Below are 12,940 nucleotides of genomic sequence, written 5' to 3'. Positions count from 1 at the left end.
TGAAGCTCCTTTCGTACAAGATAAGCAGAGGCTAGAAGTCTATTGTAAACGATATTGAAGGATGGAGGAAAGCCGATGATCGACCGGAACCGATTGATAGAGGAATTCATGGAGCTTGTTCGCATCGACAGCGAGACGAAGAACGAGCGGAACATTTGCGACGTATTGACGAAGAAATTCACCGACCTCGGACTGTCTGTGGAAGAGGACGGAGCCGCGGCCGTTACGGGCCATGGCGCAGGCAATCTGATCGTGAAGCTGGAAGCGAGCGGGGCCGAACAAGCGCCGACGATCTTCTTCACCTCCCATATGGACACCGTTACGCCGGGCAAAGGCATTCAGCCGCGCTTGGACGACGACGGATATATTCGCAGCGACGGCACGACGATTCTTGGCAGCGACGATAAAGCAGGCCTGGCGGCCATGTTCGAAGCGATCCGCGTGCTTAAGGAAAACAAGCTCCCTCACGGAGCCGTGCAATTCATTATTACGGTCGGCGAAGAAAGCGGCCTCGTCGGCGCTCAGGCGCTGGACCGGTCGAAGCTGGAAGCGGAATACGGCTATGCACTCGATTCCAACGGCGAGATCGGCGCGATCGCGGTAGCGGCGCCGGCGCAGGCGAAGGTCACGATCAAGATTTACGGCAAGTCGGCGCATGCCGGCGTTAATCCGGAAGACGGCATCAGCGCGATCCAAGTGGCGAGCAAGGCCGTATCGAGAATGCCGCTTGGGCGCGTCGACCACGAGACGACAGCCAATATCGGACGATTCGAGGGCGGCGGCGCAACGAACATCGTCTGCGATTACGTCAAGCTCGACTCGGAAGCGAGAAGCATCGTGAACGAGAAGCTGGAGAAGCAGGTAGAGGCGATGCGCCAAGCAGTGGAATCCGTTGCGAAGGAATACGGTGCGAAAGCGGAGTTCGACAACAGGCTGGCCTATCCCGCGTTCATGCACGGCGACGAGGAGCCGGTCGTGGAGCTGGCGAAGGAAGCGATCCGGAACATTGGCGCAACGCCGCGCACGTTCCATTCCGGCGGCGGCAGCGACGCGAATATTTTCAACGGCTTCGGCGTGCCGACCGTGAATCTCGCCATCGGCTACGAACATATCCACACGACGAACGAGCAGATCAAAGCTGCGGATTTGGTCAAGGTGGCGGAGCTGGTCGTGGCGATCGTTTCGTTGTCTGCACAGCGACAGGCGTAAGCCGATTATTATCATCAGAAAGGGGCAACCTTCGAAGCTGTAGAGATTTTCTACGCTCGAGCTGCCCCTATTTTTGAACCTATATGGCGAACTGCATTGGTCCCTATTTGGCACTGATATCATTGGAGTATCATTGGAGCCGACTCCGGCAATGTCGTTTCGTTAGCGCGAACGGGAGTTTTTCAGAAATTCGCCCAACGTCGGCGCAGGCAGGGCGAGGGCGGTTTTCGAGCCGGTTTTGCTTAGCAGCTTCAACTGATGACGGATTTCCCAAGCCTTGCCCACAAGCGTCAATCGGCTGTTCACGATATATTGTTTCATCGTCGCGCACCCCTTAATAGCTGTTTTGATAGAAGATATGCCGCAAGCGGACAAGTTATGCAATGATCCATATCATCCGATCGATACCGATACCAAGGGAGAGATTCGCATATGCTGGAAAAAACCGAACAGTACCAAGAAGTAACCGTCAAGACGGAATCGATTTTTCAAGGGAAAATCATTTCGCTGCAAGTGGATACGATTCAGCTGCCTAACGGAGGCACGGCGACGCGAGAAATCGTCCGTCATCCCGGAGCGGCTGCGGTGCTGGCGCTGATCGAAGGCAAGATGCTCGTGGTGGAGCAATATCGGAAGCCCATGGAGAAATTCCAAATCGAAATTCCGGCAGGGAAATTGGATGCCGGCGAAGATCCCATGGTCGCCGCGGCGCGCGAGCTGGAGGAGGAGACGGGCTACCGTGCGGGCAAGCTTCGTCCGCTGAGCGCTTTCTACACGTCGCCGGGATTCGCTGACGAGAAGCTATACCTTTACATCGCAGAGGATCTGACGAAGGGGGAAAGCGCGCCGGACGAAGACGAGTTTCTGGCCGTGGAAGCCATTACGTTCGAGCAGGCACAGCAGTATATCAAGGAAGAGCGCATCAGCGACGCCAAAACCGTGCTGGCGGTGTATGCTTGGCATATCTACCGCCTCACGGGGGAGATTTAAACGATGACACGCCAAGCGGCTTCGCTGAAGCGGGTTTTCGCGGACCTGCACCTTCATATTGGACGCACAGAGCGCGGGGAGCCCGTCAAGATTAGCGGTAGCCGCGACCTGACGTTCCGGAACATCGCCCACGAAGCCGCGGTGCGCAAAGGCATCAGCCTGCTCGGCGTTATCGACTGCCACTCTCCCGGCGTGCAGCGGGATATCGAAGAGCTGCTGCTGACCGGCGAAATGACCGAAGCCGAAGGCGGGGGCATCCGGTACCGGGATACCGTCATCCTGCTCGGCGCGGAGATCGAGGTGCGGGACGCCGGTTTCGGGATCGCCCATCATCTGGCGTATATGCCGGATTTCGCGGCGATGCGGGATTTCACGTCATGGCTCTCGAAACATATGCGCAACGTGCAGCTGAGCTCGCAACGTTTGTATGTGCCGGCTCGCGAGCTGCAAGAGGAAGTCAAGGGCAGGGGCGGCTTGTTCGTGCCTGCCCATATTTTCACGCCGCATAAGAGCTTGTTCGGCAGCTGTTCCGACAAGCTGGAGGATACGCTGGATCCAGGCATCGTGGATGCCGTAGAGCTGGGGCTCAGCTCCGACAGCCGGATGGCAGGATTCATTCACGGCTTGGACAGCTTTCCGTTCGTGACGAATTCGGACGCGCATTCGCTTGCGAAGATCGGACGGGAATATAACGAGCTGCGCCTTGCCGAACCGTCCTTCCGGGAGCTTGCGCTCGCGCTGCGGGGCGATGAAGGGCGTGGAATCGCGGCCAATTACGGGCTGAATCCCGTTCTTGGCAAATACCATCGGACCTACTGCCTGAATTGCGGTTCGCTGGCCGAAGAGCAGGACCATGAACGCTGCGCCCAGTGCGGCAGCCAGAAGCAAGTCAGGGGCGTTCTGGATCGCATTATGGAGCTCGCCGAACAGGCGGGACGCAAGTCGCCGTATATACCGGATACCCGGCCCCCGTACGTCTATCAAGTGCCGCTGGAATTCGTTCCCGGCATCGGACGGAAGACGCTGGACAAGCTGCTGGAACGATTCGGCACGGAAATGAACATCCTTCACGATGCCTCGGAAGCGGAGATCGCCGAGACGGCGGGCGAATCGGCGGCGGCGATGATCGTATCGGCCCGCATCGGCACGCTTGCGCTTGAAACCGGCGGAGGCGGCAAGTACGGCAAGGTCGCCAAACGTCCTTAAGGAAAGCGGCGTACGAGGAATAAACGTCATAGCGGAGGGAGCTTGGACATACACTGTACCAATTCTTATTGGAGGCGTATGCCATGCGAACTTCCGCGCTTCAATCGTCCGCGAAGGATCGATTGTCGCTATATGTGTTTGTGTTCGTGCTCTTCGTTGTCGGCGTCGTGTTCGGCGCGCTGATGGTCAATGCGCTTACGCTGGGCCAGCAGCAGGATTTGTCGGACGACGTGCAGCAGTTCATCGTGCATATTCAGAACGGAACGCTGCAGCAGGGAAGCGAGACGTTCGCCGACCGCGCCTGGTTTCAGGCCAAATGGCTGCTGATCGTCTGGGTGCTGGGGCTGACCGTCGTCGGATTGCCGTTCGTGCTGGCGCTCGACTTTCTGAAAGGCGTGCTCGTCGGCTTCGCGATCGGCATGCTTGTCCGGGAATACGCATGGAAAGGGCTGGTGTTCTCGCTGGCTTCCGTAGCGCCGGTCAACCTGATCGCCGTGCCGGCTTTCCTGATCGCGAGCGTATCCGCCGTCACCTTCGGCGTCCATGTCGTCAAGAGCAGGTTTCTCGGCCGTTTCGGCCCGCTGGGCCGGCCGCTGCTCTCGTTTACGGCTACGGCAGCTATCATGCTGGTTCTCTTGATTGCCGCCGCTTTAGTAGAGTCGTACTTGACGCCGATCCTGTTAAAGTGGGCTGTACCGCTGGTTAATGATGTCAACGGTCAATTGGAATCATTCTAAAATAATTGACTTTCCCCGATAGAAGCACCTATAATTAAAGCTGAAACTAACCGGTTCCGGCTCAAGTCAAGTTGCGAGGGGGAAAGCGATGGAATCCCGGATTGATAAGATCAAGCAGCAGCTGCAGTCGCAGGGGTACAAGCTTACTCCGCAGCGGGAAGCTACAGTTCGCGTGCTTTTGGAGAACGAAGCGGATCATCTGAGCGCTGAAGATGTGTTCATGCTCGTAAAGGACATAGCGCCTGAGATCGGGCTGGCCACCGTATATCGCACGCTGGAGCTGCTAAGTGAGCTACATGTCGTGGAGAAGTTGAATTTCGGTGACGGCGTTGCCCGTTACGATTTGCGAACGGACAATAATAAGCATCATCACCATCACCTCATCTGCGTGCAGTGCGGCACGATGAGTGAAATATTAGAAGATTGGCTTGGTCCGCTCGAAGAACGGCTGGAGCGGGAGTACGGCTTTACGGTCGTCGATCACCGGCTGGACTTCCAAGGCGTTTGCAAGAATTGCAGAGCGAAGAACAATCTGCCAAAACCGGAGCAAGAATAACTCCCTCAAGCAGGGTGCGCAGTCTATGGACTGGGCGCCGCTGTAAAGGGAGTTTTTTGTCGCCTTTTTCGGCGTTGAGGCGAGGCGCTGACGTTCCCGATTGTCACCGCGCGATGAAGCCATTCAGCAAAGCATACCGCAGCGTTTTAACTGCGGCCGTTCTTCCGGCTCTTGCGACCGGAGCGGCTGGCTGTGGCCGCGCCGCGGGCTTTGCGGCTAGTTCGGCTGGCTTCGGTTCCGTTGTCGCTTTCGGATAGGCCGGAAGCGGCAAACAGCTGCATCACGCCGTAGCCCTGGGAGCGCGTGCCGTACCCCGATATTTTCTTGGCCGTCGAGCGCAAGCGCTTCTTGATGCCGTAAGCCGTCAGATTGGGCTGGAGCGATTTCAGCAGCGCCACCCCGCCAGCGACATGCGGACAAGACATGCTGGTACCGGACATGATGGCATAACCGCCGCCCGGACGGGCCGATTTAATGAAGCTCCCCGGGGCGGTGACGTCGATGCCGTAGCCTCTGCTGCTGTAATCGGCGACTTTGCCGCCGCGCGTGGAGGCTGCTACCGCAATCGCATCCGTATATCGTGCGGGCTGGTCGATGCCCTGTTTATTCGACGGCCCGTCGTTGCCCGCGGAGGCGACGACGGTAATGCCGTTCTTGCGCGCCCGCTGGACGGCTTCCTTCAGCGCGGAGCTCGTTTCGCCGGCGAGGCCGAGGCTCATGTTGATGACTTTGATGTTCTTCTTGATGCACCATTCGATTCCTTTGATGAGATCGGATACATAGCCGGCGCCGTTCGCGTCCAGCGCCTTGACCGCATAGAGCTTCGCGTTCGGGGCAACCCCCGGAGACAAGCCGTTCTTGCCGAGGGAAGCGGCGATGCCCGCGACATGCGTGCCGTGTCCGTGGTCGTCTGCATACGAAGATCCGCCCATCGTATTGACGCCGCCGGATACGCGCAAGTCGGGATGCTTGCCGATGCCGGTGTCGATGATCCCGATGCTGGCGGCGCTACCGCGCGTCGATGGCCACACTTTATGAGCTTGCACCTGACTGATGTTCCAAGACGCCTGCACGTCGCCGGAGTCCGCTCGAACGCGAGCCCTTTTCGTCTGCGTCCGAAGATTTCGTTTCAAGTAAGGGGAGGAGGACGACTTGCGGGCTCCCGAAATGGACAGCTTTGAACCGCCGCCGCTGCCTTTTCCCATCCCGTTCCCGGAAACGATGCCGTGCGCATGCACTTTGAAGTCCGGCTCGACGTAACTCACGTCCGGATGCCGGGCCAGCTTTCGCAGCTTATCGCTGCGCCGGCCGTCGATATGGCAAACGATGACGCGTCCCTTTTGAATGCTCTTGAGTGGCTTGATCCCGTAATTCGCCAGCTGCCGCATGCATCTCGCATATTGATCCTGCCGCTTGAAGCTAATGAGCTTTCGTGACGTATGCGATGTCGATCGGGCTGTCGAGCAGCTAAGCAGCAGCTTCTCCACCTTTGGCAAGGCCGTTCCTCCTTTAACGATAGGCAAACTTGAATGATATGATCTTCGGAAATCGCCAACGTATAGCAAGCTGATCTGTATTCGGATTGACACGTACCTTGAAGCGAACGAAGCCGTTACACCAGTGTATGGAGGCATGCGTACAAGGGCTTGGGCAGGCGCCTGATAGGGTACATATTTTATGACAGCCGGGGAAAAGGTATCAGCGAGGACTGTCAACCCGTCCTCTGCGTGTATATGATGAAGCATGGAACTGGAGAGGGAGATGCATATGATCATTGGCGTGCCGAAGGAAATCAAAGCAAGCGAGTACCGCGTCGCGCTGACTCCTGCCGGAGCGGCGATGTTGAAGTCGGCCGGGCACGAGGTCGTCGTTCAAAGCGGCGCCGGAGAAGGAAGCAGTTTTACGGACGAGGCGTACGCGGCGGAGGGAGCGGCGATTCTGCCCGAAGCCGGCGACGTATGGGCGCGTGCCGAAATGATCATGAAGGTCAAAGAGCCGCTGCCCGAAGAATTCGGTTATTTTCGCGAGGGCTTGCTGTTGTTTACGTACTTGCATCTCGCGGCGGCGCCCGAATTAACGAAAGCGCTCGTCGATAAGCGGGTTTCCGGCGTGGCGTACGAAACGATCCAGATGCCGAATGGCAGCTTGCCGCTGCTGACGCCGATGAGCGAGGTGGCCGGACGGATGGCCGTCCAGGTCGGTTCGCAGTTTCTCGAGGCGTTCTACGGCGGCAGAGGCATTCTGCTTGGCGGCGTACCGGGCGTTCCTCCGGCGGAGGTCATTATTCTCGGCGGAGGCATCGTCGGTACGAATGCGGCGCGCATCGCGCTCGGCATGGGTGCCAGCGTCGTCATTCTCGAGCGCAGCGCCGATCGGATGCGTTATATCGACGAGGTGTTCGGCGGCCGAATCGGTACGCTCATGTCGAATGCTTACAATATTGCAAGCGCGGTTAAGAAAGCCGACCTGCTCATCGGCGCCGTGCTCATTCCCGGCGCCCGCGCCCCGCATCTCGTCACGGAAGAAATGGTCAAGACGATGAAGAAAGGCGCCGTTATCGTCGATGTCGCCGTCGACCAGGGCGGGACGATTGCGACGATCGACCGCGTTACGACGCACAAGGATCCGGTATACGAGAAACACGGCGTGCTTCACTATGCCGTCGCGAACATGCCGGGCGCCGTGCCTCGCACGTCCACGCTGGCGTTGACGAACGTAACGATGCCGTATGCGCTGGAGCTGGCGGGAAAAGGATTAGCCGGTGCGGTCGCGAACAACGAGCCGCTGCGCAAAGGCGTCAATACGTACAAAGGACGCGTTACGCATCCGCAAGTCGCCGAGGCGGTCAGCATGCCTTATGTCGAGCTGGGTCAGCTTCTCGAGAACGTATCGTACGAGGAGCTGGGCTAGCCGCTCCCGCTCAAGCGCGCCAGCCCTAGTGCGATTGCGCTTGCCCGAACCGATGCGGGCCGGCGCCTAGGCATGAATCGATTTCCCTTCTCATAAGGTGTTGTAAAGGACAACCTGGGCTTGCATCCTGAAGCGCCGGTCGTTGTTCGTACACGCGGAGAAAGGGGACGCTGTCGATGGTAGTCTCGGTGCGCAGATGGCTGCGTCGGTTTATTTTCGTGCTGCTGCTCAGCTTCTTCACCATTACGATGTACGGCGGGTGCAGGCTGCTCGCGGTGTGGATCGCTCCTGACGATCCTTATCGCGTGCCGCAGGGCCATGCGCTTAAAGTGTTTAAAGCGTCGGATCAGCAGCAGGGTGAGAACGGCAGCATCGCCGAGCGGCTGCGGCTGTTTTATTGGTACGGCGAATAGGGTATTTCACCGGAAGGAACTCGCTTAAACCGCTTAAGGCCGGCGCAGGCCGGTCCGCCTTGCTTAGCAGGAAAACAGCGGTTTGCCGTTGAAATAAGCTAGTGGCTGGCTGAAGCGACGGCCGGATCACCCTTGAGAGGACCGCATGGAATGAAGGAGCAAGTGCAAGCTTTTATTAATTCGCTGCAGCAGGGAAGCCGCAATCGTTCCCCGCTTACGCTGCAATCGTACGAACGGGATTTGTCGCAGCTGCTACGCTATTTGGATAGCGAGGGAATAGGCCGCGTTCAGGACATTCAGAAACATCATCTTTCTTTATACGTACTTCAATTGAAAGGCCTGGGCCGCTCGGCTGCGACCATCTCCAGGCAGCTGGTGTCTCTCCGCGCCTTTTTTCATTATCTGCTTGCGGCTGGACGCGTGACCGCCAATCCGACGCTCCATTTGGAGCCGCCGAAGCAGGACAAGCGCGTTCCGGACGCCCTAAGCCTCGAAGAGGTCGAGCGGCTGCTTGCCGCCCCGGATACGGCGACGATCGCGGGCATTCGCGATCAAGCGATGCTGGAGCTGCTGTACGCGACGGGCATGCGCGTCTCTGAACTTATTTCATTGGATCTTGAGCATGTCCAGCTGATGCTGGGCTTCATACGCTGCATGGACGCGAAAGCGAAAGAGCGGATTATCCCGCTGGGCGGCGCCGCGGCCGACGCGCTGACGTCGTATCTGGGAGACGTTCGGCCGCAGCTTGCGAAGAATGGCGGCGAAGCGTTGTTCCTGAACAGGCAGGGAGGCCGGATGACCCGTCAAGGCTTCTGGAAAATCATGAAGAAATACGCGTCGGAAGCGGGAATCGGCAGCGAGCTGACGCCGCACTCGCTGCGACATGCGTTCGCGTCGCATCTGCTGCAGAACGGGGCTGACCTTCATTCCGTCCAGGAAATGATGGGACATGCCGGTCTGCAGACGACGCAAAAGTATGTGCAGCAAGCGAAGACGCGCATTAAGGACGTCTATCAGCTCGCTCATCCGCGTGCCAAGCGGCTCTGAAGAAACACGACAAACACAACAACACAACAACATAACAACAAACAACAAGACAAGAAACGGAGTGAAAGCATACGATGCGTTTTGAACGGATTGCAGTCATAGTGCTGGACAGCGTCGGCATAGGAGAATTACCCGATGCGCCGGCGTTCGGGGACGCGGATTCCCATACGCTCGGCCATATTTTGCAGGAAGTGCCTGCGTTAAGCTTGCCGCATATGAGATCCTGGGGGCTCGACCGGATCGCCCAGCTGGGCAGCTGGACGCCGGAAGGAGAGGCGGGAGCCTATTACGGCAAAATGGCCGAGGTATCCTCGGGCAAAGACACGATGACCGGCCACTGGGAAATCGCCGGCCTCAAAATCGCCGTACCGTTCCAAACGTTTACGGACGGCTTCCCGGCGGAGCTGATTCAAGCGTTCGAGGAACGGACAGGCCGCGGGGTGCTCGGCAACAAATCGGCCAGCGGCACGGAAATCATGGACGAGCTGGGCGAGGAGCAGCTGAAGACGGGCAAGTGGATCGTCTACACGTCCGCGGACAGCGTATTTCAGATCGCGGCCAACGAAGAGCTTATTCCGCTGGAGGAGCTGTACCGTGCCTGCGAAATCGCGCGCGAGTTGACGATGGATGAACGATACGCGGTCGGCAGGGTCATCGCACGGCCGTTCGTCGGCAAGCCGGGTTCGTTCAAACGCACTTCGAACCGTCACGATTATGCCGTCAAGCCGCCGGAGCCTACCGTTCTGAACGCGCTGGAGGATGGCGGGTTCGACGTCATTGCAATCGGCAAAATCAATGATATTTTCTGCGGCGAGGGCATTACGGAAGCGACGCCGACCAAGAGCAATGCGGACGGCATCGACAAAACGCTGGAAGCGCTGGACAAGCCGTTCCGCGGCATGCTCTTCACGAATCTGGTCGACTTCGATTCGCTGTTTGGCCATCGCCGCGATCCGCAGGGCTACGCGGGAGCGCTCGAAGAATTCGACCGTGCGTTGCCTGAGCTGGCCAAGCGGCTCGGAGAGCGCGATCTGTTGATCGTGACGGCCGATCACGGCAATGACCCGACCTATGCCGGCACCGACCATACGCGCGAATACGTGCCGCTGCTCGCATACGGTCCCGGACTCGCGAAGACCGGTTCGCTCGGCGTGCGCGCCACGTTCGCCGACGTCGCCGCTACGATTGCGGATAACTTCGACGTGAAGCGGCCGGCGAACGGGACATCGTTTCTGAACGAGCTGATTTGATTCGATTCCTTCAAGCCGACGATCGATTGGGAGAGGCAGCACGCGTTGAACAAGCGTCGGAACGGGTTTTCGACATCTTTCAAACCATTTTAGGAGGATATTCATAATGACATTGAACGCAGCGCAAGTCCGCGAAGCGGCGGACTATATATTGGGGAAAATCGAAGCAAAGCCGGAGGTCGGCTTAATCATGGGGTCGGGCCTCGGCATTCTGGGCGATTACATAGAGGACGCCGTCGTGATTCCTTACGCGGACATTCCCCACTTCCCGTTATCCACGGTCGAAGGCCATGCCGGAGAATTGTTGATCGGCACGCTGTCCGGACGAACGGTCGTGCTTATGCGCGGACGATTCCATATGTACGAAGGCTACGGTCCCGATTTGACGGCCTTCCCGGTTCGCGTCATGAAAGCGATCGGCGCGGACAAGCTGGTCGTGACGAATGCGGCAGGCGGCGTCAATACGGCCTACAATCCCGGCGATCTCATGCTGATCAGCGACCATATCAACTTCCAGGGACGCAATCCGCTCGTCGGCCCGAACGACGACGAACTGGGTGTCCGTTTCCCGGACATGTCGCAGCCGTACAGCAAACGCCTGCGTCAGCTGGCCGCCGACGTGGCGAAGCAGCAAGGCTTCTCCCTCCAAGAGGGCGTATACATTGCCGTACTGGGACCATCTTACGAAACGCCAGCGGAAATCCGCATGATGCGCGTGCTCGGAGCGGATGCTGTCGGGATGTCTACCGTTTCGGAGGTCATTGCGGCGAATCATTCCGGCATGGAAGTTCTCGGTATTTCGTGCATTAGCAACATGGCGTCGGGTATATTGGATCAGCCGCTATCCCACAACGAGGTCATGGAAACGACAGAACGCGTGAAATCCCAGTTCCTTGGTCTCGTAACGGGACTGATTCCATCGGTTTAAATAAACGCGCGTTGTAACAAAATTGTAACATTAGGGTCGACTGATTGTGACAATCTTTGTTTTGGCATCGTCGTATAATGTCCGTGATAATGATTACACCATCTCTCATAAAGTGGGGAATTTCTTTCATGGACAAGCAAAGCTATCATTTACTTGAGCGTCTGCGCGGACAACTGGTTGCCGCAGCATTGAGACAAGGATCGTTCCTTAATCGGGACGTGCTCATACTCAGCCAGACGCTCGATCAGTTGATCGTCAAGGCACAACGAGAGAAAATGCGGAATCCGGAGGCGGCTCAAGGCTGAGAGCCGGACGAGCCGACTCCCGGCGGGACGCAGAGGAGGCAGACTGACTTGCGAGCGGTGGACATCATTCACAAGAAACGAAACGGCGGGGAATTGACCAACGATGAACTGTCGTTCCTTATTAAAGGTTATAGCCAAGGGGAAATTCCGGATTATCAAATGTCAGCGTGGGCGATGGCCATATATTTTCGCGGTATGAATGCAGAGGAAACTGCTTACCTGACGATGGCGATGGCAGAGTCCGGGGATCAAGTCGATTTATCGCCGATTCGCGGCATTAAAGTGGACAAGCACAGCACGGGAGGCGTCGGGGATAAAACCAGCCTCGTCATCGGGCCGCTTGTCGCGTCCTGCGGGGTGCCCGTAGCCAAGATGTCGGGAAGAGGCTTGGGGCATACCGGCGGAACCATCGATAAAATGCAATCGATGCCAGGATTTAGGACAGAGCTTACGCGCGAAGATTTCATCGCGCAAGTGAACGACATCGGCGTTGCCATCATCGGTCAAAGCGGCGATATGGCGCCGGCCGACAAGAAACTGTACGCGCTGCGGGACGTCACAGCGACCGTGGAGTCCATTCCGCTGATCGCCAGCTCTGTCATGAGCAAGAAAATCGCCGCCGGGGCGGATGCCATTGTCTTGGACGTGAAAACCGGCAGCGGCGCTTTCATGAAGACGCTGGACGATTCCGAGAAGCTGGCGATGGCCATGGTCGAGATCGGCACGAAGGTCGGCCGGCGGACGGCCGCGCTTATCAGCGACATGGACCAGCCGCTTGGCTTCGCGATCGGCAACGCGCTCGAAGTGCGGGAGGCCATTGAGACGCTTCATGGCCGCGGACCGGCCGATCTGACCGAGCTGTGCATCGCGCTCGCTTCTCATATGGTCGTCCTTGGCGGACAAGCCGCGAATCTGGAGGAAGCGGAAAATCTGCTGCGCGAGAAGCTTCGCTCGGGCGAAGCGCTCGCCAAGTTCAAGCAGTTCGTGGCTGCGCAGGGCGGCAATCCAGAGGTCGGCGACGATCCTTCCTTGCTGCCGCAAGCGCCGGTCATCGTGGAAGTGCCGGCTCCGAAGAACGGGCATGTGCATGCCATTCAGGCAGAAGAACTGGGACTCGCGGCCATGCTGCTCGGAGCGGGACGGGAAAAGACGGACTCCGTGATCGATTATGCGGTCGGCATTACGCTGCAGCGCAAAGTAGGCGAGCCGGTTCGCGAAGGCGAGACGATCGCGCTGCTTCACGTACGGGAAGACAATGCCGCCGTTCAGGCCGTATCGAAGCGGGTGCAGGATGCATACAGCATCGGCACGGACGAGCTGTCGCCGTCACCCCTGCTGCTTTCGATCGTGACGGAGTCGGGGATCAAACGCATATAACGCGGACGGAGG

The 12,940-nt window shown here is 58.2% G+C and carries 14 protein-coding genes; 12 read left to right on the top strand and 2 right to left on the bottom strand.

The genetic code is table 11. From position 1 onward, the window contains the following. Window positions 1-75: 75 nt before the first annotated feature. Entirely contained in the window at window positions 76-1,209 is a 1,134-nt protein-coding gene (locus tag GZH47_RS04965; protein WP_162638984.1) for a M20/M25/M40 family metallo-hydrolase, read from the top strand. Between the two features lie 162 nt (window positions 1,210-1,371). Here GZH47_RS04965 and mciZ read toward each other — a convergent pair whose 3' ends face one another. Continuing rightward, window positions 1,372-1,530, bottom strand: a complete 159-nt coding sequence (mciZ, locus tag GZH47_RS04960) for a Z-ring formation inhibitor MciZ (protein ID WP_162638983.1) — start codon at window positions 1,528-1,530, stop codon at window positions 1,372-1,374. Between the two features lie 111 nt (window positions 1,531-1,641). Between mciZ and GZH47_RS04955 the strand changes: the two genes are divergently transcribed. From GZH47_RS04955 to fur, 4 genes are all read left to right on the top strand, one after another. Then, window positions 1,642-2,199: an NUDIX hydrolase gene (locus GZH47_RS04955; RefSeq protein WP_162638982.1), complete on the top strand. Its 558-nt coding sequence runs from the start codon at window positions 1,642-1,644 to the stop codon at window positions 2,197-2,199. 3 nt (window positions 2,200-2,202) lie between these two features. Further along, window positions 2,203-3,405, top strand: a complete 1,203-nt coding sequence (locus GZH47_RS04950; RefSeq protein ID WP_162638981.1) for an endonuclease Q family protein — start codon at window positions 2,203-2,205, stop codon at window positions 3,403-3,405. An 83-nt stretch (window positions 3,406-3,488) separates the two neighbouring features. Next, on the top strand, window positions 3,489-4,142 hold the full coding sequence (spoIIM, locus tag GZH47_RS04945) for a stage II sporulation protein M (RefSeq protein WP_162638980.1): 654 nt from the start codon (window positions 3,489-3,491) through the stop codon (window positions 4,140-4,142). A gap of 88 nt (window positions 4,143-4,230) precedes the next feature. Next, complete coding sequence (gene fur / locus GZH47_RS04940; protein ID WP_162638979.1) at window positions 4,231-4,698, top strand: ferric iron uptake transcriptional regulator; 468 nt, start codon at window positions 4,231-4,233, stop codon at window positions 4,696-4,698. 146 nt (window positions 4,699-4,844) lie between these two features. Here the strand turns inward: fur and GZH47_RS04935 are convergent, their stop codons facing one another. Beyond that, complete coding sequence (locus GZH47_RS04935; protein ID WP_225446513.1) at window positions 4,845-6,185, bottom strand: S8 family peptidase; 1,341 nt, start codon at window positions 6,183-6,185, stop codon at window positions 4,845-4,847. A 280-nt stretch (window positions 6,186-6,465) separates the two neighbouring features. Between GZH47_RS04935 and ald the strand changes: the two genes are divergently transcribed. From ald to GZH47_RS04900, 7 genes are all read left to right on the top strand, one after another. Next, window positions 6,466-7,608 (top strand): alanine dehydrogenase, encoded by a 1,143-nt coding sequence (ald, locus tag GZH47_RS04930; protein WP_162645082.1) that lies wholly within the window; start codon window positions 6,466-6,468, stop codon window positions 7,606-7,608. 176 nt (window positions 7,609-7,784) lie between these two features. Beyond that, window positions 7,785-8,021: a DUF4227 family protein gene (locus GZH47_RS04925; RefSeq protein ID WP_162638977.1), complete on the top strand. Its 237-nt coding sequence runs from the start codon at window positions 7,785-7,787 to the stop codon at window positions 8,019-8,021. 150 nt (window positions 8,022-8,171) lie between these two features. Next, window positions 8,172-9,068 (top strand): site-specific tyrosine recombinase XerD, encoded by an 897-nt coding sequence (gene xerD / locus GZH47_RS04920; RefSeq protein WP_162638976.1) that lies wholly within the window; start codon window positions 8,172-8,174, stop codon window positions 9,066-9,068. Window positions 9,069-9,142: 74 nt separating this feature from the next. Then, window positions 9,143-10,318, top strand: a complete 1,176-nt coding sequence (locus tag GZH47_RS04915; RefSeq protein WP_162638975.1) for a phosphopentomutase — start codon at window positions 9,143-9,145, stop codon at window positions 10,316-10,318. Window positions 10,319-10,424: 106 nt separating this feature from the next. Then, window positions 10,425-11,246, top strand: coding sequence for a purine-nucleoside phosphorylase (locus GZH47_RS04910; RefSeq protein WP_162638974.1), 822 nt, complete (start codon window positions 10,425-10,427; stop codon window positions 11,244-11,246). Window positions 11,247-11,374: 128 nt separating this feature from the next. After that, window positions 11,375-11,551: an aspartyl-phosphate phosphatase Spo0E family protein gene (locus GZH47_RS04905; protein WP_162638973.1), complete on the top strand. Its 177-nt coding sequence runs from the start codon at window positions 11,375-11,377 to the stop codon at window positions 11,549-11,551. A gap of 48 nt (window positions 11,552-11,599) precedes the next feature. After that, complete coding sequence (locus GZH47_RS04900) at window positions 11,600-12,928, top strand: pyrimidine-nucleoside phosphorylase (protein ID WP_162638972.1); 1,329 nt, start codon at window positions 11,600-11,602, stop codon at window positions 12,926-12,928. The last annotated feature ends 12 nt before the right edge of the window (window positions 12,929-12,940 follow it).

The sequence above is a fragment of the Paenibacillus rhizovicinus genome, from assembly GCF_010365285.1.
Taxonomy (GTDB): Bacteria; Bacillota; Bacilli; order Paenibacillales; family Paenibacillaceae; genus Paenibacillus_Z; species Paenibacillus_Z rhizovicinus.
The sequence above is the reverse complement of the archived record's forward strand: the minus strand, read 5'-3'. Positions and strand labels throughout refer to the sequence as shown.